Annotated in this window: 18 protein-coding genes; 4 read left to right on the top strand and 14 right to left on the bottom strand. The window is 59.4% G+C overall.

Annotated elements, in window-relative coordinates; all coding sequences use genetic code 11:
- Positions 1-109: 109 nt before the first annotated feature.
- Positions 110-1,150 (top strand): c-type cytochrome, encoded by a 1,041-nt coding sequence (locus Q1A00_RS16340; protein ID WP_299757851.1) that lies wholly within the window; start codon positions 110-112, stop codon positions 1,148-1,150.
- Positions 1,151-1,163: 13 nt separating this feature from the next.
- On the opposite strand, the gene Q1A00_RS16335 is transcribed toward Q1A00_RS16340, so the two are convergent.
- The 4 genes from Q1A00_RS16335 to Q1A00_RS16320 all read right to left on the bottom strand — a co-directional run bounded on the left by Q1A00_RS16335 (position 1,164) and on the right by Q1A00_RS16320 (position 6,956).
- Positions 1,164-2,228: an NADH:flavin oxidoreductase/NADH oxidase gene (locus tag Q1A00_RS16335; protein ID WP_299757848.1), complete on the bottom strand. Its 1,065-nt coding sequence runs from the start codon at positions 2,226-2,228 to the stop codon at positions 1,164-1,166.
- Between the two features lie 108 nt (positions 2,229-2,336).
- The gene (locus tag Q1A00_RS16330; RefSeq protein WP_299757845.1) at positions 2,337-3,587 is read right to left on the bottom strand and encodes an MFS transporter; all 1,251 of its coding nucleotides are present in this window, start codon (positions 3,585-3,587) and stop codon (positions 2,337-2,339) included.
- A gap of 17 nt (positions 3,588-3,604) precedes the next feature.
- Positions 3,605-4,975, bottom strand: a complete 1,371-nt coding sequence (locus Q1A00_RS16325; RefSeq protein ID WP_298406258.1) for a GH1 family beta-glucosidase — start codon at positions 4,973-4,975, stop codon at positions 3,605-3,607.
- 139 nt (positions 4,976-5,114) lie between these two features.
- Positions 5,115-6,956: an AarF/UbiB family protein gene (locus tag Q1A00_RS16320; RefSeq protein WP_298406257.1), complete on the bottom strand. Its 1,842-nt coding sequence runs from the start codon at positions 6,954-6,956 to the stop codon at positions 5,115-5,117.
- Between the two features lie 147 nt (positions 6,957-7,103).
- On the opposite strand from Q1A00_RS16320, the gene Q1A00_RS16315 reads away from it, so the two are divergent.
- Entirely contained in the window at positions 7,104-7,427 is a 324-nt protein-coding gene (locus Q1A00_RS16315) for a hypothetical protein (protein WP_298406256.1), read from the top strand.
- On the opposite strand, the gene Q1A00_RS16310 is transcribed toward Q1A00_RS16315, so the two are convergent.
- Both Q1A00_RS16310 and Q1A00_RS16305 read right to left on the bottom strand, forming a co-directional pair.
- Entirely contained in the window at positions 7,378-8,127 is a 750-nt protein-coding gene (locus tag Q1A00_RS16310; RefSeq protein ID WP_298406255.1) for a hypothetical protein, read from the bottom strand. The genes Q1A00_RS16315 and Q1A00_RS16310 overlap by 50 nt on opposite strands.
- A 20-nt stretch (positions 8,128-8,147) precedes the next feature.
- Positions 8,148-8,843, bottom strand: a complete 696-nt coding sequence (locus Q1A00_RS16305; RefSeq protein WP_298406253.1) for an Rcas_1661 family thioredoxin-like (seleno)lipoprotein — start codon at positions 8,841-8,843, stop codon at positions 8,148-8,150.
- Positions 8,844-9,073: 230 nt separating this feature from the next.
- Here Q1A00_RS16305 and Q1A00_RS16300 point away from each other — a divergent pair, with 230 nt between their 5' ends.
- Positions 9,074-9,694 carry a LysE family translocator gene (locus tag Q1A00_RS16300; RefSeq protein WP_298406252.1) on the top strand — a complete coding sequence of 207 codons (621 nt, stop codon included), beginning with the start codon at positions 9,074-9,076 and terminating at the stop codon, positions 9,692-9,694.
- On the opposite strand, the gene Q1A00_RS16295 is transcribed toward Q1A00_RS16300, so the two are convergent.
- From Q1A00_RS16295 to Q1A00_RS16270, 6 genes are all read right to left on the bottom strand, one after another.
- A complete protein-coding gene (locus Q1A00_RS16295; RefSeq protein ID WP_298406250.1) occupies positions 9,691-10,476 on the bottom strand; it encodes an RNA methyltransferase in 786 nt (261 codons plus the stop codon). The genes Q1A00_RS16300 and Q1A00_RS16295 overlap by 4 nt on opposite strands.
- Positions 10,477-10,758: 282 nt before the next feature.
- Positions 10,759-13,038 carry an FAD-linked oxidase C-terminal domain-containing protein gene (locus Q1A00_RS16290; RefSeq protein ID WP_299757838.1) on the bottom strand — a complete coding sequence of 760 codons (2,280 nt, stop codon included), beginning with the start codon at positions 13,036-13,038 and terminating at the stop codon, positions 10,759-10,761.
- Between the two features lie 65 nt (positions 13,039-13,103).
- Complete coding sequence (locus Q1A00_RS16285) at positions 13,104-13,460, bottom strand: type II toxin-antitoxin system PemK/MazF family toxin (protein WP_298406246.1); 357 nt, start codon at positions 13,458-13,460, stop codon at positions 13,104-13,106.
- The gene (locus tag Q1A00_RS16280) at positions 13,447-14,625 is read right to left on the bottom strand and encodes a helix-turn-helix transcriptional regulator (RefSeq protein WP_299757835.1); all 1,179 of its coding nucleotides are present in this window, start codon (positions 14,623-14,625) and stop codon (positions 13,447-13,449) included. The genes Q1A00_RS16285 and Q1A00_RS16280 overlap by 14 nt, the downstream gene beginning before the upstream one ends.
- 51 nt (positions 14,626-14,676) lie before the next feature.
- Positions 14,677-15,918 (bottom strand): SPFH domain-containing protein, encoded by a 1,242-nt coding sequence (locus tag Q1A00_RS16275; protein ID WP_298406242.1) that lies wholly within the window; start codon positions 15,916-15,918, stop codon positions 14,677-14,679.
- The gene (locus tag Q1A00_RS16270) at positions 15,915-17,435 is read right to left on the bottom strand and encodes an SPFH domain-containing protein (protein ID WP_298490671.1); all 1,521 of its coding nucleotides are present in this window, start codon (positions 17,433-17,435) and stop codon (positions 15,915-15,917) included. The genes Q1A00_RS16275 and Q1A00_RS16270 overlap by 4 nt, the downstream gene beginning before the upstream one ends.
- Positions 17,436-18,007: 572 nt before the next feature.
- On the opposite strand from Q1A00_RS16270, the gene Q1A00_RS16265 reads away from it, so the two are divergent.
- Positions 18,008-19,696 carry a hypothetical protein gene (locus Q1A00_RS16265; protein WP_299757831.1) on the top strand — a complete coding sequence of 563 codons (1,689 nt, stop codon included), beginning with the start codon at positions 18,008-18,010 and terminating at the stop codon, positions 19,694-19,696.
- A gap of 60 nt (positions 19,697-19,756) precedes the next feature.
- Here Q1A00_RS16265 and Q1A00_RS16260 read toward each other — a convergent pair whose 3' ends face one another.
- On the bottom strand, positions 19,757-21,445 hold the full coding sequence (locus Q1A00_RS16260; RefSeq protein ID WP_298406237.1) for a long-chain fatty acid--CoA ligase: 1,689 nt from the start codon (positions 21,443-21,445) through the stop codon (positions 19,757-19,759).
- Positions 21,446-21,528: 83 nt separating this feature from the next.
- Positions 21,529-22,317, bottom strand: a complete 789-nt coding sequence (locus Q1A00_RS16255; RefSeq protein ID WP_299757858.1) for an alpha/beta fold hydrolase — start codon at positions 22,315-22,317, stop codon at positions 21,529-21,531.
- Positions 22,318-22,325: the final 8 nt, after the last annotated feature.

The following is a 22,325-nucleotide window of genomic DNA, read 5'->3' as shown; positions in this document are numbered from 1 at the left end:
CTCAGGCACAAGATTGGCAATTGGCTGCTGGTAAGCGCAGTGTGACCTATGTGCGCACTGCGCTCTGTCTTCTTGTCAGATGGGATGGGTTGCGTTAGGAGAGGTGCTTATGAGCAGGTTGCCACTATGGTCAGCGTTGCTACTTACCGGCGTCATGCTTGTCGGTGTTGTCAGTGGTTGCGTTTCGCAGCAATCGCTTCCGCCAACGCCTACCGTTGTGACGCCTATTAGCGGTGCTGACCTCTTCTTTGGCCGCGCGCCGTTGGCCGGTGGCGTGCCGTGCATAACCTGCCATACCCTTGATGCAAGCGGGCGGGCGGGAGTTGGACCTAACTTAGCCGGGATTGGCCAGAGGGGCGGTGAGCGCATACCCGGCGTGAGCGGACGGGAATATCTCGAGCGGTCGATCCGTTCGCATGATGAATTTATCGTTCCCGGCCACCAAGCGGGGATTGTGCGCGCAGTGGTCGGCGACGATTACGGCAACCTATTGCCGGACGAGCAAATTGCGGCGTTGGTTGATTTTCTGCTGCAACAACAGGCGGTAGAAGTCGCCGGCGAGGCAGTCATGTCAGCCCCTTTCCTATCGCCCACTTCCACACCAACCGTATCACCTACGTTGTTCTACACGATGACCGCGACGCTCACCCTCGCGCCCACAGCGACCGTAACGCCAGCGTTCTCGCCTACGACAGTAGCAACGCCAACAATGTCGCCTCTGACCAGCGCTACATTCACGCCTTCACCGCAGATAACGGCCACAGCTTCGGCAACGGTCGCGCCTACACTGGCGTTCACCGTCACCCCAACCGGTGTCCCGGCGACGGCAACGCCGCTGCTATCACCTACCGCCACTCCATCGCCGGCGCCAACACCAACGCCGCCGCCTACCCCAACGACGGCGCCTGAACCGACTCCGGTGCCGCCAGTGGCGAGCGAAGCGAGGTTAGAACAGTTTCTCGGTTGCGTCAATTGCCACAATTTGCACCCGCAACAGGTACGGATGCCACATCCGCTCAACCCAACCTGCAACGACTGCCACCGCGGTTCACCGAGCCGGATTGGCTGCCCGACCTGCCACAGTATGCATCAGATTGACAATCGTCACGAGCCGCTGCCGGATTTGCCGTGTCATGCGTGCCATACATAGTAGCACTGCTGTCTCACCACGCCCGCAAATACTGTGGCGGGGGCGCGAGGTCGTGCCCCAGCGCCCGCGCCGCACGTAACGGCCAGTGCGGGTCGCGCAGGAGTTCGCGACCGAGCAGCACCAGATCCGCTTCGCCGTTGCGGACAATCGCATCAGCGTGTTCAGGACGGGTAATCAAACCGACGGCAGCCGTGGCAATCTGGGTATCGTGACGGATGGCGCTCGCAAACGGCACTTGGTAGCCTTCGCGAACGGGGATGGTAATGCCCGGTGCGATCCCGCCGGAGCTGCAATCGATTAGGTCAACCCCGCGTTCGCGCAGCATACGCGCTACCTCAATCGTATCGGTAATCGTTAACCCCTCTGGAGTCCAATCACTACATGAGAGGCGCACGGCCAGCGGCAATTCAGCCGGCCATGCTGCGCGCACCGCGTCAGTCACTTCAAGCAACAGACGGGCGCGTCCGCGCAGGTCGCCGCCGTATTCGTCGCTGCGGTCGTTGCCTAACGGTGAGAGAAAGTTATGCAGCAGGTACCCGTGCGCAGCGTGGATCTCGATCCAGCGGAAACCGGCTGCATGTGCCCGTCGGGTGGCAGCGGCAAAATCGTTGATAACCTTGGCGATCCCGGCCGTATCAAGCGGAGTAGGAATAGGGTAGTTGGTAGCAAACGGTTCAGCGGTCGGGCCAACTACTGGCCAGCCGCCAGCAGCAGGCGAGATTGGTTTGCCGCCTTCCCACGGGCGGCCCACGCTGGCTTTACGCCCGGCGTGGGCTAATTGAATGCCGGCCACCGCGCCAAGACTCTCGATCAGCTTGACTAGCCGGGCGAGCGCGTCAATGTGATCATCGCTCCAGATGCCCAAATCAAACGGCGAAATCCGACCTTCAGGCGAGACGGCGGTCGCTTCGAGAATAATCAATCCTGCTCCGCCGGCTGCCCGCGCGCCGAGGTGCATCAGATGCCAATCGGTAGGGAAGCCATTGACGGCACTGTACTGGCACATCGGCGACATCCCGATCCGGTTACGTAAGGTTACGCTGCCGATGGTCAGCGGGGTAAACAGATGTGGTTGCATGGCGTATCTCTCAATCGTTGAATGACGGCAATCTGTTGCCAGTATACCTGTAATTCGTGCAGGTAAGCAAATAACCGCGCTGTCGTGCCGCACGGCTGTGCGGCGCCATTAGGATGTACGCTGGCCGCGCCACACAAAGATCACAGCATTAACCATCACCGCCAGCGTATAGCACAGCGCCGCAATGAGTAAGATCGGCGTAAAGCCAACGGCGCTTTGCAGTTCGGCGCTGATGGTGGGGCCGGCAATGTACCCCACCGACGCAGCAGCCCGGATGAGACCGATCACGGTGGGATGGTGTTCGGGTGGGGTCTGTGCCAGCGCATGCGCTTCAAACAGTGGTGTGGCCATATTCATCAGTGCGCCGCGCACCATCGCGATCAGGGCCGCTACCGGCAACGTGGGCGCGAAGGCCAGCGCAATCAGGCAGGGAATGGCGAGCGCCTGTGTCAGCACCACGCCTTGCATGCGGCCAACTCGTGCCGCTAGGTGTGGGCCGATGAGTGTGGCAAGGCCGGTAGTTAGGCTGATCAGCGCAAACAGTAATCCGATAACTGCATCGGTGGCGGTAAAGCGTTGGCGGAAGAAGAGACTGAGGTAGGGAATGAACAGCGCCGCGCCGAGCGAAATAAGCAATGGCCCCGGCGCGAAGATAATCGCTTTGGCAAGCGCGCGCCAGAGGTCGCTGATCTCACGGCGGATCATCGTTGCTGGCGCCGGTGATCGCGACGAGGCGAGGCGCAGTCCTAGCAACGGTAACCCGGCGAGGGCGACGACCACTGCGCTCAGCGTAGCATTGAGCCGGTACGGCGCGATTGCATCGCTCTCGACCAGCACAACCCGCCACACTGTCGCCAAACTGCCGGCAAGCAGATTGGCGATGCCGCCGATGATCAAGCTCAAGGCTGCGCTGCGGGCAAAGAGCCGGTCAGGGCCATCGGCGCCGCTGAGTTGCATCATCAGCGACGGCCCGGCTAGATTAAAGAGCACGCTAGCCGGCCCACTCAGCGATACGCCGAGTAACAGTATCCACGCTGTTGCCGGGGTGATTGCGCTGCTGAGCGGAGCCAGCGCCAGTGCGAACAATGCCGCGCTATGCAACCAACAACCGAGCAGCAACGCCGGGCGCGCGCCCCACCGCCGTACCGCTTGCCACGCGAACGGCCCGCTGATTCCGCCAGCCAATACTGGCCCGCTGTTGAGCAGCCCGATCAGCGTTAGATCGCCGAACAATGGCACCCCGATCCGGTAGCTGCCGTACCCTCGTTCAGCGTAAGCGATGGTGGCAAACAACCAACCCACCGTCAGGCCGGCGTTCAACAGGCCAATGGTCAACAAATAACGCTGATCGTGGCGCATGTTGGCGCACCGGCGCTTCACAACCCATTGCGCGCGATAATAGCGCGGTACACGTGCGCGCTGCGCTTCCACACTCGACGTTGGGTTGCGTACTCGGTATAGATCAGACCGAACCGGGCGCTAAACCCTTTGGTCCATTCAAAGTTGTCCATCAGCGTCCAGACAAAATAGCCGCGCAGATCAATCCCGGCAGCCAGCGCACGTTGGCATGCCTCGATGTGGGAACGGAGGTACGCAACGCGATCAGGGTCTTCAACTACCTGATCAGCAGGCCCGGGTGGAGGGTCATCGAACGCCGCCCCATTCTCGGTAATGTACAGCGGGATGGAGGTATATTCACGCGCCTTTTGCAAGGCCTCGACAATACAATCGGGATAGATTTCCCAGCCCATTGCTGTCTTAGGCAACGGCCCCGGCACCTGCTTAGCCATCAAAAATGGTTCGCGCCAGTTAAAGGCGTGGAACAGGCGGGTGTAGGTATTAATGCCGAGAAAATCGATCGGCTGGCTGATAATATCCAGATCACCGGGCTTGATCGGCGCAAAGATGAGCCGGCGGGCGAAGTGGGCCATCAGATCGGCGGGGTAGCGCCGGCAGAAGAGTGGTTCAAGGAAGAGCCGGTTCATCACTCCATCAATGCGCTGAGTAGCTTTGTGGTCAGCAGGGTGATCGCTGGCCGGGTAATGTGACCAAATCATCAGGACGATACCAATCTGGGGCGGCGGTAGATCAGTGCGGGCCGGTTGCGGTCGTGCAGCGCGAAAGGCGCTCACCGCCAGCCCATGTGAGAGCAAGAGGTGATGTACCACCTTGAGCACCTGCCACGGCATGCGCTTGCCCGGCGCGTTTTCGCCATTGCCATAGCCGTAGAACGCCTGAATAAACGGTTCGTTGTGCGTGGCCCATAGCGCGACCTCGCCACCAATCTGGCGAAAGAGATAATCAGCGTATTCAGCGAAACGCAACGCCGTATCGCGGTTGGTCCAGCCGCCGCGATCCTCTAGCGCCTGTGGCAAATCCCAATGGTAGAGGGTAGCAACCGGCACAATATTGCGCTGGTGCAACCCATCAATCAAGCGCCGGTAGAAATCAAGCCCGCGCTGATTGGGTTGGCCGGCGCCAGAGGGAAAGATACGCGGCCATGCGATGCTGAAGCGGTACGCCTTCAGCCCTAACGCCGCCATGTGGTCGAGATCCTCTTCGTAGCGGTGATAGTGGTCACAAGCCACATCGCCGGTGCTGCCATCAACAATGACGCCGGGCCGCCGCACGAAACGATCCCAGATACTCTCACCCTTACCGTCTTCGTTCCACGCCCCTTCGATCTGATACGCAGCAGTCGTTGCGCCCCACCAAAAATTGGCCGGAAAGCGGATGTCGTTGTTCATGCGGAATGATCTTCAGAATGAAATAGACGGATACACACGGATGGCACGGATAGCCTAAGCTGTGAACATCAATCCCAATCCGTGTTTATCCGCTCCTATGAAGCCATAGGATCGACGTAGCCCGCGCCGCGAACATGGATCACCACCGCTCCTGACGCGGCCACAGTGCCCACAGGATCGCTGCCGCCGCCGCCCACCATGCCCGGTTCGCTTCGCGTTCGAGGCCACGGGTACGCAGTTGCACCCCGCCGAGGAACAGACCGGTTGCCAGCATCCCGCCCATCAACCGGTCGGTGGCTCGTTCAACCCGTTTCATACTGCGTTCGAGCCGGCTCAGATCCGAGCGGGTTTGCAATTCGCCCCGATTGGCCGCTCGGTAGTACGCATCCATCTGGCGGGGCAGACCGATCAGAATCTGGCCGAGTTCGGTCAACTCTTGCTGCAACTTCTCCATCCAATTGCCATTGCGCTGCTCTTGGGCAAGCATTGCCCGCGCAAACGGGCGTAACTCTTGGAAGAGATTGATGTCAGGATAGATTTCAGTTGCTAAGCCGGCCACCATGCTTAATGCTCGCCCCAGATATAGCAAGTCTTGGGGGATTTGAAATGGCAGATCGTAAATCAGGTCCTTTGTCTCGGCCATGATTGCCTCGACATCGAGATTGGTCAACTCGCGCACCGTGCGGTTGAACGAATAGCGCAGCATCGTCTCGATCGCTGCTTTGATCGGTCGCCGGTCAGCGCCGGGCAAGATCACGTTCAGTTGTTCAAGACAATTCAATAGCCGGTCGGCGTCATTGGTCGCTAAGCCCAAGACGCCTTGCCGCATAATCTCCATAGTCTGGGGCGGCAACCGCCCTACCATACCAAAATCGACAAAAATCAGCGTGAAGGGTGTACCGGTTTGCACTTCATCAGGCGCATGATCGATCGGCAACTGCGCTTCAAGCGTCTCAATCGTAGCATGCCCATTGACGCTAGCCGGCATTGGCGGTGGCGCTGGTTTGGTTGCAGCAAGGCCGGTTTCCACCCGGACGAACAGATTGCCGGGATGGGGATCGGCATGGAAGAAGCCATCGATAAAGAACTGTTTGAGGTAACAGTTATTGAGGCGGGCAGCCAGTTCGAGCCGACTGACCCCTAATTGGTCAAGCGTATGTAAATCGGTAATCTTAATCCCGCTGATTCTCTCCATCACCAGCACACGGCGCGTCGTCAGCTCGAAAATTGGTTCAGGGATGTAGATACCGGGGTGATTCGCGAAGTTTTGGCGGAAGATCGCTGCCGAACGCGCCTCTTGCACGTAATCCAATTCTTGCACCAACACGCGGGCGAACTCGGCTAATAACGCCTCAAGATCGGCGCGGCGGCGGATCGGCGGATAGTTCTTGATCAGGCGCACCACCCATGTCACCGCGCTCAGATCGACCTCAATAATCTTATCGATCCACGGTCGTTGCACCTTCACCGCCACCTCGCGCCCATCGTGGAGCACCGCGTAATGCACTTGCCCCAACGAAGCCGCCGCAACGCATTTGGTTTCGAAGCTGCGGAAGATCTCGCTCGGCGGTGCGCCTAACTCTTCCAGAATCACTTCGAGCACATGGCCGGCGGGGGCCGGCGGTACTTCATCCTGCAAGCCGGTCAATTCACGGCGCACAACATCAGGAATAATATCGGCCCGCGATGAGAGAAACTGGCCGAGCTTGATCTGCATCCCGCCTAATTCCACTGCCATCATGCGAAAGCGGCGGGCAATATTCACCCAGCGCCGCAGCATCGTGCGCTGAACGTACCAGCGGAAGATGGCAAAGCGGGCGAGAAAGATATCCCAGATATAAATATGGATAACAACGCCGAGAAAGAACGACGACACCCGCAAAAAACGCTCGCGTGGGCGAAAACGGGGCGGCTCGGTTGGGCGAGGGACAGCGCCGGTGTTGGCGGTTTCGGTTGCTTGAATAGAGATTGGTTCACGCATAGCTTCCTACCAGTATTTCTATTTCGATTATACCAGAGGCGAAACTCAATCTCGCGACCGATCCGCATTGAATTGATTACCAACTACCATACGAAGGGTGCGTTACGCACGTGGAATGAGCTCGCTAGTTATGGTACCACTGGCATTATGACCATCGATAGTTTGCGTTTGCTGGCCGACAGTGCCGCACATCTATGGCAGCGTCTCAGCCAATTTGGCGCGCCTGACCTGCTTGGCCGGCGCGCTTCGTTTGAGGAGTGGCTCGCCGCCGCTCGCCCTAGCCTCTCTTCAGCCGACGAACAGGCCATCCGGCGCGATTATCGCCGGCTCAATCTCCTCCTGACCGAACTCGAAATGTTGACCCGTTCCCGCGAACGGGCATTGGCATTGATTATGGAGACAATCCGCCAAGACGGCGCTCCTACGGTGTCACCGTCACCCGAATCGGGCCAAAGGTCGGGGTTGGGGTAGGCGGGGGAGGGGTCTGGCACGCATATTCAGCCACTACAACCGCCCGTTCACGCTCGCGCACCACGATGTCGTGGACGCCGGGCCGTTCGTCGCCGATCCGGAGCACAATGTGGAACGAACCACTGCGATCGCTCGCGCCGCCGCCTACCGGACGATCATCAAACAGAACTAACAGCGCGGTTTGTGGGTTTGCCTCGCCAGTTAATTCAAGGAGATCCCCCGGAGCGCAACGGAGAGTCACCGCTGCCGTTGCGGTTGGTTCCATAGATGTTGTTGGGGAGGGGGTGGGCAATGGGGTATTCGTTGGCGGTTGGGTGTTTATGAGTGGTTGTGTTACCGTTGGGGTGGCGATCGCAGTAGTTGATGAAGTTGGCGATCCGGTGACAATAACCGTTGCCGTCGGGGTGGCAGTGAATTGTTGCCCTTGTTGGCCACTGGCTAGCGCGGTTCGGGTAAATGCCTGTGCTGCGGCGGCAGTGCGGGTAGTAATGATGGCTGTCTTCGTTACATCGCAGACATTCGCTGGATACGAGCCACAGTTGACCGGTATTTCAATGCACCCCGGATAAGCCGGTTTCTCATCACAACTTGGCTGGGCCTGTGATGCGTTCGGCGAGGTTGATAACGACACCCAAAAGACAAAAGTCAAACCTACCAAAATCACGCTTAAGGGCAAGATGGGACGGGAACGAGCCATCATGTTCTTCCTCAACCAATGTCTCACCGCTGCGCCGCGCGCTCGATCACCTGCACAAATGCCTCAAATCGTTGTGATCCTACCATTGTTTCATTACCGATCCGAAACACTGGTCGAGCGTAGATACCTTCTTCCATCGCGGCTGCGTAATCGGCCTGCACCTGTGCTTTATAGGTGTGGGCATCGAGGCAGGCGGTAAAAGCATCCTTTGGTATGCCCAAACCAGCGGCAAGATCAATTACCGTCTCGCGAGTGTTGAAGTACAGCTGATTGTACCGCGCGTACAGCTCACGCCGCAACTCCCAAAATTTGCCGTGATCGGCGGCGCATTCGCTCGCTTCAGCCAGTGTTTGCGACCGTTCCCCTAATTGCAGAAGGTGACGGTAGACCAGTTTTGCTTGGCCAGTAGCCACAAACTCCTCGATCAGACGAGGTTCGACATCAAGTGTATAGATCGCGCATGAAGTGCAGAGGAAATCGGAATAGACCATAATTGTGACCGGCGCGTCAGGATTACCAAGGTAGTGGTACCCTTCGGTAGTGCGACCGCGTGCCAGATCAGGAAAATAGCGGTTAGTGGTCGGCTCGCTCTGCGCTGTGGTTGGGGTTGACGTGGGGATACGGGTCGGGGGTGGGGTGGCCGTCGCCGTAGGTTCTGGCGCAACCGGCGCCGCGCAGGCAGCGAGCACGAAAATTGAGAGCAGAAAGAAACGACGCATAGATTTCGATTAGGTTGGGTCGTGCGACGCGATACCTGTACTCTAGGATCGCCGTGCGAGATGCTAGAATCTATAAGGAATGTGCGTAGGAATGATGTGACTATTCCCGCAGTCACTCTACCATAGGTTGCCATGGCGCGGCAAGGGTGCAGTCCGGTCTTGAGGGCAAAAAACAATAAATCGAGTATCATTCCTCCAATTCAACTAGATCAATACCCGGAGCCACCACCATGCTCACCGATCGTTTGTTCGCCTACACCGTTGCCGTCGCTATCCTGACCCTCATTCCCGGCGCTGATACGATGCTGGTGCTGCGCAATGCGCTGGCTCGCGGTCGCCTTGCTGGCGTGGCTACCGCGTTTGGGATCGGGAGCGGTCTGTTTGTGCAGGCAACCTTGTCAGGGCTGGGGTTGGCCGCGATTGTGGTGAAGTCTGCTGAGCTGTACCACATGGTCAAGTTGGCCGGTGCGCTCTATTTGGTGGGGTTGGGTGGGTGGACGATCATCACCACGTGGCGGCAACGCACTGTTTCTGAATTCCACCTGCCTGCCGGCCAAGAACGCTATGCCTTCGTGGAGGGGGTGTTGAGCAATGTGCTTAACCCGAAGGTGGCGGTGTTTTATTTGGCGTTTTTGCCTCAGTTTATCGATCCTGCCGATCCGGTGCTGCTAACCGCGCTGGCACTGACGACGATCCATTTTGCGCTGAGTGTGATCTGGTTTTCGACCCTGACGTTTGTGGTGGCGGGGGTGAGTAGGTGGCTGCGACAGGCGGCGGTGCGCCGGCGGCTAAATTATACTACCGGCGCAGTGTTGGCGGCGTTGGGATTGCGGATGGCGGTTGAGCGTTAACGATGGCGGGTGATTTCATACATCAACACTCCCGCCGCGACCGCTAGATTAAGCGAGTCGCTGCGTCCGCGCATTGGGATGCGTACCACCAGATCGCATGCCGCGAGTTGGTCTGCGCTGAGACCCTGCCGTTCGCTGCCGAGCACGAGCACGAGCGGCTGCGGGTATAGTGCGGTGCGGTAGTCGTGTGCGCCCCGATCAGAGCTGCCGACCAATGCAATTTGGCGTGCGCGGCTCCACTCAACAAGCTCGGTCCAGCTCGCGCGCGCAATTGGTTGGCTAAAGAGCGCGCCCATACTAGCGCGCACTGCTTCCGGATCGAAGGGATCGGTGGTCGCTCCCACTAAGATCACGCCGCTGAAACTGGCCCCGTCGGCGGTGCGCAAGACCGTGCCGAGATTGCCGGGGTCAGCGACTTCGACCAGCGCAACCCAGCCGGTCTCGGTTGCCGGTAGTTCTGCTAGTGGGGTGTACTTGATGCACCCGACGGCAGCGAGGCCCTGCGGGTGTTCTTTGCCGGCGAGGCTGGCAAAGACGCTGGCGCTGACGGTGAGCACTTTCCCGCCGTGGGCAGCGTAGTCTGCTGCGATCTCGCGGGCAAAGGCGCTGGTGAGGAGATCGGGGGCGACGATGAGCATGTCGAGTGGCGCTTTGCACTGGATCGCTTCCGCAACCAGCCGGATACCTTCGATCAGGTAGCGGCCCTGTTCGTCGCGGGCTTTGCGCTGGCGCAGTGCGCGCAATGCTTTGATGGTTGGGTTGGCGAGACTGGTGATGAGCATACGATGTATGTTCTCTCGGTACTATCGTGACATTTGTTGGTAGTTTGTACCATATTTTTCGCTGAAGGACTACGGGCGTGAAGCGCTCTTGCGGAGGGACGTGCGCCTCCCTCCGTCAGAGGGTGAGAGCTGGGGTGGGGGCAATGCCCCTGCTCCCCGCTTGTCGTTGCGAGCTGTGTAGGGTCAGCGCACCGCGCTGAGCCTAGCGGGGAAGCAATCCCTTGCATGCACGGGAGTGCTGCCTACCTGCCCTGCTCCTGCCTAAGCGGAAGATTGCTGAGGTCACGACGGTAACACCTTGCCCGGATTGAGCCGCCCTTCCGGGTCGAAGCGGGCTTTGATGGCGCGTTGGATGGCGATTTGCGTGTCGCCCAACGCTTGCCGCATAAAAGCTCGTTTGAGGGTACCGATGCCGTGTTCGCCTGATAGGGTGCCGCCGACCTCAAGCGCAACGGTGAAAATGGCTTCGGCGCATGGCCAGAGCCGGGCCATGTCGGTTGGGTTGCGGGCGTCGAAGAGAATGTTGGGGTGTAAGTTGCCATCACCAGCGTGGCCGAAGACGACTATCGGCAGAGCGTAGGCGGCGCTGACCTGTTTGATCCGGCTGACGCATTCGGCGATGCGGGTGACGGGAACGCTAATGTCTTCGCCGAGTCGGTTGGGCCGGATGCGGGCTAGCGCCGGTGCGATGACGCGCCGTGCTTGCCAGAGGTTGGCTTCGTCGCCGGCGGTGCGCGCGACGGTAACCCGTTGCGCGCCGCCAGCCCGCGCCAGTTCGGCCAATACCGTCGCTTCGCGTTCGACGGCTTCCGGTTCACCATCGGTCAGCATCAGCAACATTGCTCCGGCGTCGCGGGGCAACCCAATGCGCAGATAATCCTCAACAGCCGCAATGGTGGTGTCGTCCATTAGTTCGAGGCTGGCCGGAATGATGCCCGCTGCCATGATCTGTTCGACGGTGGCGCAGGCGGCGTGCAAGTCGGCGAATATCGCCATCGTTGTGCGGCGGGCACGCGGTAAGGGGATCAGGCGTAGGGTGGCTTCGGTGATTACCGCCAGCGTACCCTCGGAACCGACCAACAATTGCGCCAACCCGTCGCTCTCGCCTTGGCCGGCCAAGCCGTCGCCATAACGCACGATGCTGCCATCGGCCAGCACAGCGGTTAGGCCCAGCACATAATCGGCGGTGACGCCGTACTTGAGGCAGCGTGGCCCGCCAGCGTTGCAGGCAATGTTGCCGCCGATAGTCGCAGCGGTTTGGCTGCTCGGATCGGGCGGGTAGAACAAACCGAGCCGCTCGGTGGCGCGTTGCAGGTCGGCAGTGACCACGCCGGCGCCAACGTGGGCGATTTGCTGGTCGCGGTCAATCGTGATCTGCTCCATGCGGTTGAGACCAATCACCAGACTGCCGGCAGTGGGTACAGCGCCGCCGGCCAAGCCACTACCGGCGCCACGTGTCACCACCGGCAGACCATGCGCGGCGGCGATCCGCATCAGCGCTGCTACTTCGGCGGTGGTCGCCGGCAATGCCACGGCTAGCGGCAAGCCATCGGGCTGCGCAATGGAAGCGTCTTGCCCGTAGACGGCCAGTTGGTCGGGGTGGTGGAGGAGGTAGCGACTCCCGACCACCGTTGTCAGTTCGGTAATGGCGTCGCCTGCCGTCACGCGGCTGGGTTGAGCAAGAGCAGGGAAGACCGGGGTTGGTGGCGGGCCGAACTCGCAACAGGGTTGCCCGCCTAGCGCGGCGGCCTGCGCTTTAAGCGACGCTACCAACGCTCGGTCGGATAGTGGCCCGATATGCAGACTGCCTACACCGGCATCACCCCAGATTGGGGCAGCGGTCGCCGCTCGGCAGGTTGCGACGAACGTTGCTAGTGCCCGGCGGGGCAGGGTGAGATCGAGCCGTTGGTCGGGCGGCAGGGCAACATGCTGATGAGCGAGCGCTTCCCAATGTTGCCAGCCGGTAGGTGGGTCGTCCATTACAGCGAGGTGGTACTGCGCTGCTATCGTTGCGACCGCTTGCGCTTGGCGCTTGATCACCTCCGGCAAGCCGGCTAGCTCAACCAACAGCAGACCACTCGCGTCGAAAGCGAGCGCGTGTAGGGCAAGACCATTGACCATCAGCTCAGTGGCTAGTGCTAACACCTGTGCGGCAGGCCCTTGGATCAGGCAGCGGGTGGTTGTGGCTGGCAGTGGCCGCAGATTGAAAGTTAGCTCGCGAATGGTTCCTAGTTGTACGCCATGCCCGGCTAGCGCGCGGTGAAGATTGTAGCCCGTAGCACGTTTGAGCGTTTGCCCGCCAATATGTAGAACTTCTAAATAATGTTCGATAGTCGCCGCGCGCACATAGCGCCCGATTGGGCCACTATGCAGCCGGTACCGTCCGCCGCTGTTGCACGCCACCAGCTCGGCCAGAGTCACCTCGGCGCGCAACGGTACAATCGGCAGGCAGAGGCCATACGGTGCCAGCGCCTCGTTCAGCGCGGTAGCGGTAGCGGTCGCCGGTGCGCTGGCCAGTAATGCGCCGGGGTTAATGGTGAAGGGTGATGATATGGTAGGCATGGTATATTTATTGGTTGGGGTTAGTGACAGGGCAGTTTCATACCTACCCTAACGCCTGACCAACGTCACGATCGTACCGTCGGATCATAATCCACGACTATCGCAATGGCTGCTGCAATCTCATCCATTTTTGTCGCTGGTACCCGACCTATCAACTCACGCATCTGCCGAGTCTCGATGCTGCGCAAACGGAGCAGATCAGCCGCATGCGGCTTACCCAACCGTGTTGGCCATCGTCCTTCGATCCGCTGAATCCAGATGGTCTGTTCAAACCGCTCTTCCCACGGTTGTAAGGGTGCTATAAGACGGATTGGCAGGCGTTCAAAGGCGTTGGCACTGACGACGATGACTGGTGTCAAAGTGCCATCGCCGAGATCAGCCTGCCAAATCTCGCCACGGTGGGGAATGCTAGGCGTGCTCACGCGTTGCGACCTCGTTGGCTTCGGTGGCGGGAAACGGGTAGAGATCGGCGGCAGCCGCCACCTGTTCAGCTAACACCGCGTGGCGTACTGCTAGCGGTTGTCGGAGAAGACGCTGGCAACGCCCTTCGCTACGCTCAGGTATATCCTGCACCGGTACTTCTTCACCAAGCAAACGGCGCGCCTCGGCGGGATCGATCAGCTCTTCAGCCAATGCCCGCAGCGTTGCTCGCCGCAACCACAACGGCTCCTCCGGCGGCAACGGTTCTGGTTCGGCGGTGCGCCAGCCGCGTTCGCTCAGCTTAATCATCCATGACCGGTAGAGCCGTTGGTTGATAATCCCCAGTGTCTGCATGTGGTAGAGCAGGGCTTGGATGCTCATACCAAAATGCCGTTTCAGCAGCAGCAGCTCTTCGAGGTAAAGATGAGTACGGTGTTCACCGATATGACTGCGCAGTGCGTTTGCCGGAGCGAGCAACGCAGCAGCAAAGCGAAATGCGACCTTTTCCTCGTCAAGCCCATCGTGTGGCTGCAAGACCAGATGCGCCAACTCGTGGGCGAGATTCATGCGCCAGCGCGCCCCATCGAGGCTGCGCCGCCCGATCACCGCCGCGGCTAAGGCAGCGCCGTGTTCATCGCGGGCGATGGCAGCGACGCCATCGAACCCGTCGATTGCATCGAGCGCGATGACGTGCAGGCCGTGTTCCTCCAGCGTATCGGTGAGGTCGGCGATCGGCGCGCTGCCTAGGCCCCAGCGCGCGCGGAGATCGGTAGCAGCAGTTTCGGCGTCGTCGAGGCTGGCAACAGGGTACTCAAACAGGGGCAGTGCAAGCTGGGCCGGCTCGCCGATCAGCTCTTGCAGGTACAGCCGGTCACGTAGCGCCTCCTGCGCCAGTGCCTCCATCTGTTCGTGCTGACGTTTGCCGAGCGACGCGCGTTTGCGATGCGCAATAAGCTCAATCTGCGCCTCGTGGCTGTTCAGGAGATCGGTGGTGCGCACGCCCAACGCCATCGCGAGGTGGTGTAAGACGGTTGGCGATGGCTGTGCTTGCCCATGTTCGTACTTAGAAATCGCCTGCCGAGTAACGATCCGTCCGGTCGCTTGTGCTAAATCGTCGAGAGTCATCCCGCGTGCCAAGCGTAATTGGCGCAACCGTTGCTGTATCATAATCGTGCGCCCCCTTTCAGTTGACAATTATCACCTATAGCGGGTTGATTGTCAACCAGCACTCGCCTGTCCATCGGCGTTGCCGGTCAATTTCGGCAACAACTGCGCCGTAATCAGGGTAGTCAGCGCTGAGGTATCGCCGCCGTCGCTTTGCACCACAATCGGTCGGGGGGCGCGTTTCATTAACGTTTCGGCCACTTGCAGGCGGCGGCGGGCCAGCTCATATTGCAAGACGGCGCGATTATCTTGATAGGCTCGGCCAAGGTATTCTAACCCGCGCGCCTCGTTCTCGGCTTGTCGCAGGGTTGCCCGTCCCCGCGCTTCGATCTCCCAGCGCACCCGCTGCGCTTCGGTCTCTTTCTCTTGTAGCATACGGGCCACGTCTTCCCGGGCTTTGTTGATTGCTGCACGCACCTCGACAAGCTTAGCGTCACGCACTTTCTTGGCCCGTTCGATTTCGAGCCGCAGATTGTCGATCCGCTGCTTCTTGATCAGCTCCCACTCGCGCTCGTAGGCTTGCAACTCTTTCGCGACCCGCTCGCGGGTGGCCAGATGCTGCTGGTACTGGTCGGGCAACTGTACATCGGGAATGTTGGCGCCGGTGATCCGTACTCCGTAGCGGGCCAGTTGCCGGTTGAGCAGCTCTTGCATATCACCAACATCGCTACCGCGCAGGTCGTAGGCACGTTCGGTCTCGACCCGGCGCGCACGCTGGCGGATGGCGTCTTGCACTGCGCTGCTCAGCACCAGATCGAAGTTGCTAGCGCCGAGCCGGCGGATAAATGCGATCGGATCTTCGATCCGAAATTTGAGAAAGAATTCGATCGATTTGAGTGGCACATTTTCGCGGGTCGGCGCTGCCATGACCGGTGCGGTGTACGGAATCTCGGTGCTAGTGTCAACCACCGCTTCGACCTTTTCCCATGGCCACCAGAGGTAATGTCGGCCCGGTGTGAGGATGCCGACGATCTGACCCCAGCGCGAGAGGATGCCGGTGGTACCTTGTTCGATCTCAACAATCGCGCCGAGGATGAATGAAACGACTGCGGCGATGAAGAAGAGGAAGGCGAGCACGATGGCAAACAGGCCGAAGAAGCGACCGCTGAACACGGCCACCCCTAGCAGATAGAAGCTTACTGCCAATGGCAGCAGCCAGCGTGCTCGTCGGCGATCTTTCGGAATGACCACCGGCACCAGTTGGCCCTCTTCGCCTGAGCGGAGCAGTTGCCGGATGCGGCTCCACGTCGCAACCGCCTCGCGGATGCGTGAAAACTCGCGCCGAGCATCGGTCATTGGTTCCCTCCTTTCTCGGCCAATTGGGCTGCCTCGCGTTCAGCGGCCACCACCTGCTTGATCTGCTCGGCGCGTGCTTGAATCCGCTGGCGAATCTCGTGCATGCGGGTACGGATAGCAGCAACGTCATCTGGCGAGTAGAGTTCGGTGTCAACGATACCAAGCATCCGCTGTGCCATTGCCAGATAGTCAATCGCCGCTTCAGCACCGCCGCCTACTTGCACGATTTGCGGCAGGTGGTCGGCTACAGCTTCGAGCCGGTCGAGAATGTCTTGCTGGTAACGGTACTGCAAGATTTCGGGGTACATCGCCGCGCCGACGGCGCGAATGTCAAGCGCTTGGGCTTCAAGCAGAGCTGCGTTCGCCCGCGCCGCGCTCTCGGCTTCGCTCAGTAATTGGCTGGCATACGCGCTGGCCCGGTAGGTTTCTTTTTCACGCGCAGTGTCAATTTGGGCCTGAAAGGTGGCAATCTCGGCCCGAATTGCCGACAACTGCTCGTTGAGGCTGGTCAGCTCGCGGTTGAGATCGCCTTCGTCCTGCTCTTTGCGCAACGCTAGTTCGTACTCGTAGGTGTAGGCCTCTTTTGCGACCCGGATCATCTCCGGCTTAGCGAGGTCGATACGGTATTCTTGGCTTGATGGCTCGGCGTGGGTGATATTGGCGTTGACGAAGCGCACCGCCGGCAAAAACTGCTGGTTAAGCGTGTCGAGCAGGTTTTGGGTACTCTCGCCAACTAAATCGTAGATCGCTTCGGCGCGTTGCTCGTAGATCAGCGCTCGCGTCACTTCACTGACCGCGTTTTGCAGCTTCTCTTGAAAACCTTTCGCGCCGCCGAGCGTGAAAATGAATGCCGCCGGGTCTTCGATCTTAAACTGCAAAAAGAGATCGACCGAAGCATTGACCCGCGAGGCGGTCGGTGCTTCACGGATCGGTGCGTTGTACGGGTATTCGCGGGTGACGTTGACAATGTAGCTGACTCGCTTCCAAGGATCGAGCAGCACTTTGCGGCCCGCTGGCGCGATCTCTTCCAGCTTGCCGAAGCGAGTGATCAGCGCTTGACAACCGTCCGGTACCATAATGAAGGTGTTGCGCCAGAGGCTGTAGACGACGTAGCCAGCCACCAGCAGCCAGTAGTGCGGGCCAAAGAAGACCAGCGTCAAATTGGTGAAGCCAAACGAGACCACATCGACTGCGGCGCTGATCAGCCAGCCGAACAATCCTACTATCACCAGAACAATCGTCACCGCTACCCACACTGCTGAGCGTGGGTCACGCGGGATGACGACCGGTGAAATAACGTTTGTAACCTGTCCGCGGTTGTCTCGCTGCTGCAAATTGCGGTTGAGCAGCTCAGCCGCCTCATCGAGCATCACACTCATCTGCTCGATCCGGGTGGCGCCGCTCTCGTTGCCCGCCCGCTGCGAGATGAAGTCGCTGGCCTTGATCTGCAACTGTTCGAGTTCCCCACTTTCGATTAACTGCTTGGCAGTGCTCAGACCGCGCTGGAGACGGTTCATATCGCTTTCCTTACTTTACTTGGAGCTGGCATCAGGGATGTACAATTACAGTGTAGCAAACGTCGCAGTGGAAGACCAGATCGTTTCTGTCCTAGTGATAACTCTCAGGAATGGTGCTGCGCTGTAGCTAGCAAGCCCAATGAGCGAGGTGTCTGGCTGTAGTACGCTCAGCGACTTGCGAGTGTGTTTTTCGTTCGGTGTCTTGCCACCTCTCAGTAGGTACCGAGATTATCAGCATTTGTGTGCCCATTGCCTGTGTTCTCGCTACAGATGCATCCTGCTTCGCTATCTGGAATTTCTCCAGTTGTAAGGTAGGATGGAACCCGCTTGCAAATGGTTCATCCAGTGATAAAGAATGTTTAATAGCTCGTTCTATCACTTTCTCGTACAATGATAGAGGGATGATGTCTCAATAACTTCCCTGCATTCTGCCGAGACTCCTCCCCTTTGTTTAGGTTATTGGGGCAAGCTAGCGTAGCATCATTCACGCCGTGCGCTGCGCCAGCTTCACGACAAGCGAGAGGGGTATGGTGTTGTTCCGACGTCAACTTCGGCAGATGCAGGCAAGGTGTATGTCACGCCTCGTGCGGTATGTGCTTTTGTTGGTGGTTGGTGGTTGGTTGTTTAGCGGGATCACCCCGGTTGCTGCGCAACTGGCTGAACCGGCCAATGCGCCAAACTTGATCCAGAATGGCGGTTTCGAGCAATTAGGCGCTAGTTGGGAGGAATGTGGCAACGTTCAATTGGTCGATGCTCAGCAGGATGGGACTGAGTCTGTCTATGCTGGCCGGTATGCGGCAGTGATGGGGATTAACGCCGACGGTAGCGATTGCCCGCAATTGCCTGATCTTACAACGCCCCGCCAAATATTGACCCAATCGCTTACCATTCCGGGGAATGCACCGGCGGTGACGGTGTCGTTCTGGTTTCGCGCTGCTGCCGGCACGACGGTTGATGTCTTTCTTGCCCGTGGGTACTATCAGTTCGACCCGAATCTTGGCGGTGTGAAACTGGGTACCTTTGCGACCGATCAACCGCCGGGATGGCAATTATATCGGACAGTGTTGCAGGGAGATCAGTTGGATCGGGTGCGCGGTCGATCATTGCACTTCTCTATCGTTATCCAAGAACGCACCGATGTTACGGATAGTGCAGAGCTACTAATCGACGATGTGCGCGTGGTCGCTGCCGACGAGCGCACTGCCGCTGCGCCACTGCCACCACGGTTACGGGGCGATGGTAGTCGTCCTTTGGCCGTAGTGCGGATCGAGGAAGGTAATCGCTGGCTGTACCGAATGGATACCGATGGTCAGAATCGCCAGCTTATCTACCGTGGCTTGCTCAACAGTGTGACCAGCCCGGCATGGTCGCCGAATGGCCAGCGGCTGGCAGTGGTTGATAACAACACGTGGCCGTGGCCGGTGCCCGATCCCGATCCACAGAACAATCTGAGTGCTTCAGCGGTGACAGTGATGAATGCCGATGGGAGTGGTGTCCAGCAGATCTATCAAACTCAAAGCCGCAAGGGGTCGCGTTGTCCGTTCGTCCGACCACCCGGTGGGCCATCGGAGGAACCGTCTTTGATTGTGCGCGTTTCTCAGGTGCAGTGGATGCCCGATAATAGTCGCGTGGTGTTGGCACAGATCGGCTTTGGCGTCTTCTGCGATGGACGCCTAGCCCAAGGCGGTCGCTCCGATGTCCTGCTTGTGGCGCCACCCTCGATGACACCGATAACTGCTGCTGAGCACGCGATCCGACCATCCGCGAACCGCAACGGTCGCGTATTGGTTGATGGCTTCGATCTCTCTTCGGGTCGCAGTAATCGCGCCGATGGTATCTGGGAGATTGATACAACGGTTCAGCCGCCACGCGCGACCCATTTGATTGCTCACCACGCTGATCGTGAGCCGGTCTGGCATCCTGACGGGCGGCGCTTTGCGGTGGTACGGGTAACGACCAGCCCGTCGGCAGATAGTAGCGACCGCACGTTCGCGCTTATGCTGTACGACCGCCAGAATCTGGCTCTGCCGCGCATGCTGCTGTTTGCCGATCACGGCCGCTCTATCGGTAATCTGAGTTGGTCGCCTGATGGTACATACCTTGTCTATACGCTTGAACGATTCGATGGTCGATCTGACATCTGGTGGCTTGACGTGGCGAGTGGTGCGACTGGGCCAATCACGACCGATGGCAATGCACTAGCGGCTGCATGGCGGCCAGCGGCAATCAATCGGCTGTTCGTGCCACTGGTAGCAAGGTAAGCACGCTGTCAAGAGAGGTGTATCACGTCGGTGGATATTGTACGAGTGGAGTGAGGGATTTTACCTCTCCCGCTGCAACAACTCTTCGACCAGTCGCCAGCGCAGTAGCTTGCCGATGAAGCTACGCGGCAACGCCTCACGGAATTCGATCTTTTCCGGCATGACCGGCAGATTGAGCCGTTCGCGCAGGAAGGTAAAGACCTCGGCTTCGCTGACTCGCTCGCCGGGGCGGGTGACGACGAAGGCGCGGATTTCGGTGCGGCCGTCGGGCAGCGGTACACCAACGACAGCAGCATCGATGACCGTCGGGTGTTCGTAGAGCGCTTCTTCGAGGTCGCGTGGGTAGATATTGTAGTCACCGGCGATGATCATTTCTTTCTTGCGCTCGATGATCTGAAAATAGCCGTCAGGCAGCATACGAGCGACATCACCGGTGCGTAACCAGCCATCGGCGGTAATCGCTTCAGCCGTAGCTTGCGGATTGCGCCAGTAACCCGCCATGAGTTGGGGGCCGCGCACCAGTAATTCGCCAATCGCTCCCGGCGGCAAATCGGCCCCGCTCTGCATATCGACAATGCGCGCTTCGGTGTTAGGTAGCGGTAATCCGATCGTACCGGCTCGGCGCGTCCCACGCAACGGGTTAGCGTGCGTCACCGGCCCGGCTTCGGTCAACCCATAACCCTCGACAAGTCGGCTACGGGTCATGCGCTCGAACCCCTCTTGCACCTCAATCGGCAACGGGGCCGCGCCGCTCAAACAGCTCTTCAGCGAAGACAAACCATATTTGCGCACGTCGCGCACCTCGTTCAGCGCCGCATACATTGGCGGCACGCCGGGGAAGAAGGTCGGCCGTTCACGCCGGATGGAATGCAAGACATTGCGGGTCTCGAAGGTTGGCAGCAAGATCAGCGTTGCGCCGAGCGCGATACCGACATTCATGCAGGCGGTCATACCGTAGGCATGCGAGAAGGGGATTGCACAGAGCACGCGCTCGTTGCCTTCGTCGGCATCGGCGTACCATGCCCGCGTTTGGCAAGTGTTGGCGTAGAGACTGGCATGGCGGTGTAAGACGCCTTTGGCGGCGCCGGTGGTGCCGCTGGTGTACAGAATGACTGCTGGATCATCGGCGCGCAACGCAGGCAGATCGCCGTCCGCGCCGGCAGCCAAGAGATGCTGAAACCAGTGGGCTTGAGTGGCTTGTTCGGCGGGCACGCGGTGGCCTTCGCGCTCTTGGCGGAGCAGCGTAAAGAGGATGCGCTGGCCAGAAGGGAGATATTCTTTTACGTTGGTGTAGATTAGGTGGGGAAAGGGTAGCTCAGCGCGTACCTGATCAACCAGCCGGTAAAACATACTCAGCGCGATGACGGTGGTCGCTTCCGAGTCGCGGACTTCATAGGCAAAGCCTTCTGCGTCGAAGATCGGATTGGCCAGCACCACAATCCCGCCAGCCAGCAAGACGCCGTAGTATGCAATCACTGCTTGCGGGATGTTGGGGAGCAAGATCACGGCCCGCTCGCCGGGTTGAAAGCCGATCGCGAGCAGGCCACGGGCAAAACGGGTTGCCTCCTCCCACAACTGGACATAGCTCAGATTGCGGCCGTAAAACGCAATTGCCGCCGTCTCGGCACATCGCTCGGCAGCGTGGCGTAGGAGTTCGGGCAGTGGCGCCGGTGTGATAGCAAGTGTATGCGGCACTCCCGGATCGTAGTGACGCAGCCACGGACGAGCGGCAACGTGATCGGCGGTCATACAGATGATCCTTACGTCTGTTCCAACGTCGCTATGCCGAATTATCAGGGGCATCATCAGCGGTGTCAATATCTAGCGGTCGATCATTGCTGTTCACGCCAGATGCGTGGCCCTGCGAGGAAACGGTCGATCAGCCGATTAACAGCTTCAGGTCGCTCAAGGTGGGGGAGATGGCGGGTATAACGGACAATTTCGAGCCGGGCGTTGGGCATGAGTTGCTGGCTCTCGCGGGCTTGGGCCACCGGCGCGATAAAATCCCACTGGCCAGCGATGATCAACGTGGGCGTTTGCACTTGCGGCAGAACGGCTCGCCCATCCCAGCGAAAGAGGGTGCCGGCCAGCACCTTTTGGATAACGTTCACCGGCGCGTAGGTCTTTGGCATCAAGATTGGGCGCAATCGCTCGAGCATCGCGAGCGAAACTGGTAGTTTGACGATCCATTCGTGGAGCGGATTGAGATGCATCTCAGGGCCGGTAGCGATCAAGATTAAGCGGCTGACACGCTGGGGCTGACTGGCGGCAAAGGTCATCGCAATCGGCCCGCCGAACGAATGCGCCATCAGGATGAATGGCTCTGCGACGTTCAAGCGGGTGAGCAACTGGGTCAAATCCCAGAGAAACTCTTCTAGCGAGTAGGCTGAATTCACCACCTCAGAACGACCGTGACCGCGCAGGTCAGGTGCGATGATCCGGTAGCGCCCCGACAAATGAGCGATCTGCGGCGCCCACTGTTCGAGATTGCCGGCACAGCCGTGAATGCAGACAATGGTGCCTTGTCGCTCGCCTTCGAGCGGCCCGACATCGACGACGCTCAAGCGCACCGGTGCGGTGCCGGTAAGCTGAATCTCTTTGCGGTACGGTTCGAGGTTCATACCTCTCT

This window comes from uncultured Chloroflexus sp., assembly GCF_938091255.1.
Lineage (GTDB): Bacteria > Chloroflexota > Chloroflexia > Chloroflexales > Chloroflexaceae > Chloroflexus.
This window is presented reverse-complemented; position numbering and strand designations above follow the sequence as displayed.

Coding starts and splice junctions, on each gene's coding strand:
- Q1A00_RS16265 (WP_299757831.1), top strand. CDS start 18,008: ATGTCACGCCTCGTGCGGTATGTGCTTTTGTTGGTGGTTGGTGGTTGG.
- Q1A00_RS16335 (WP_299757848.1), bottom strand. CDS start 2,228: ATGCAACCACATCTGTTTACCCCGCTGACCATCGGCAGCGTAACCTTA.
- Q1A00_RS16280 (WP_299757835.1), bottom strand. CDS start 14,625: ATGATACAGCAACGGTTGCGCCAATTACGCTTGGCACGCGGGATGACT.
- Q1A00_RS16270 (WP_298490671.1), bottom strand. CDS start 17,435: ATGAACCGTCTCCAGCGCGGTCTGAGCACTGCCAAGCAGTTAATCGAA.
- Q1A00_RS16305 (WP_298406253.1), bottom strand. CDS start 8,843: ATGCGTCGTTTCTTTCTGCTCTCAATTTTCGTGCTCGCTGCCTGCGCG.
- Q1A00_RS16295 (WP_298406250.1), bottom strand. CDS start 10,476: ATGCTCATCACCAGTCTCGCCAACCCAACCATCAAAGCATTGCGCGCA.
- Q1A00_RS16300 (WP_298406252.1), top strand. CDS start 9,074: ATGCTCACCGATCGTTTGTTCGCCTACACCGTTGCCGTCGCTATCCTG.
- Q1A00_RS16320 (WP_298406257.1), bottom strand. CDS start 6,956: ATGCGTGAACCAATCTCTATTCAAGCAACCGAAACCGCCAACACCGGC.
- Q1A00_RS16310 (WP_298406255.1), bottom strand. CDS start 8,127: ATGATGGCTCGTTCCCGTCCCATCTTGCCCTTAAGCGTGATTTTGGTA.
- Q1A00_RS16255 (WP_299757858.1), bottom strand. CDS start 22,317: ATGAACCTCGAACCGTACCGCAAAGAGATTCAGCTTACCGGCACCGCA.
- Q1A00_RS16260 (WP_298406237.1), bottom strand. CDS start 21,445: ATGACCGCCGATCACGTTGCCGCTCGTCCGTGGCTGCGTCACTACGAT.
- Q1A00_RS16330 (WP_299757845.1), bottom strand. CDS start 3,587: ATGCGCCACGATCAGCGTTATTTGTTGACCATTGGCCTGTTGAACGCC.
- Q1A00_RS16315 (WP_298406256.1), top strand. CDS start 7,104: ATGACCATCGATAGTTTGCGTTTGCTGGCCGACAGTGCCGCACATCTA.
- Q1A00_RS16340 (WP_299757851.1), top strand. CDS start 110: ATGAGCAGGTTGCCACTATGGTCAGCGTTGCTACTTACCGGCGTCATG.
- Q1A00_RS16325 (WP_298406258.1), bottom strand. CDS start 4,975: ATGAACAACGACATCCGCTTTCCGGCCAATTTTTGGTGGGGCGCAACG.
- Q1A00_RS16275 (WP_298406242.1), bottom strand. CDS start 15,918: ATGACCGATGCTCGGCGCGAGTTTTCACGCATCCGCGAGGCGGTTGCG.
- Q1A00_RS16290 (WP_299757838.1), bottom strand. CDS start 13,038: ATGCCTACCATATCATCACCCTTCACCATTAACCCCGGCGCATTACTG.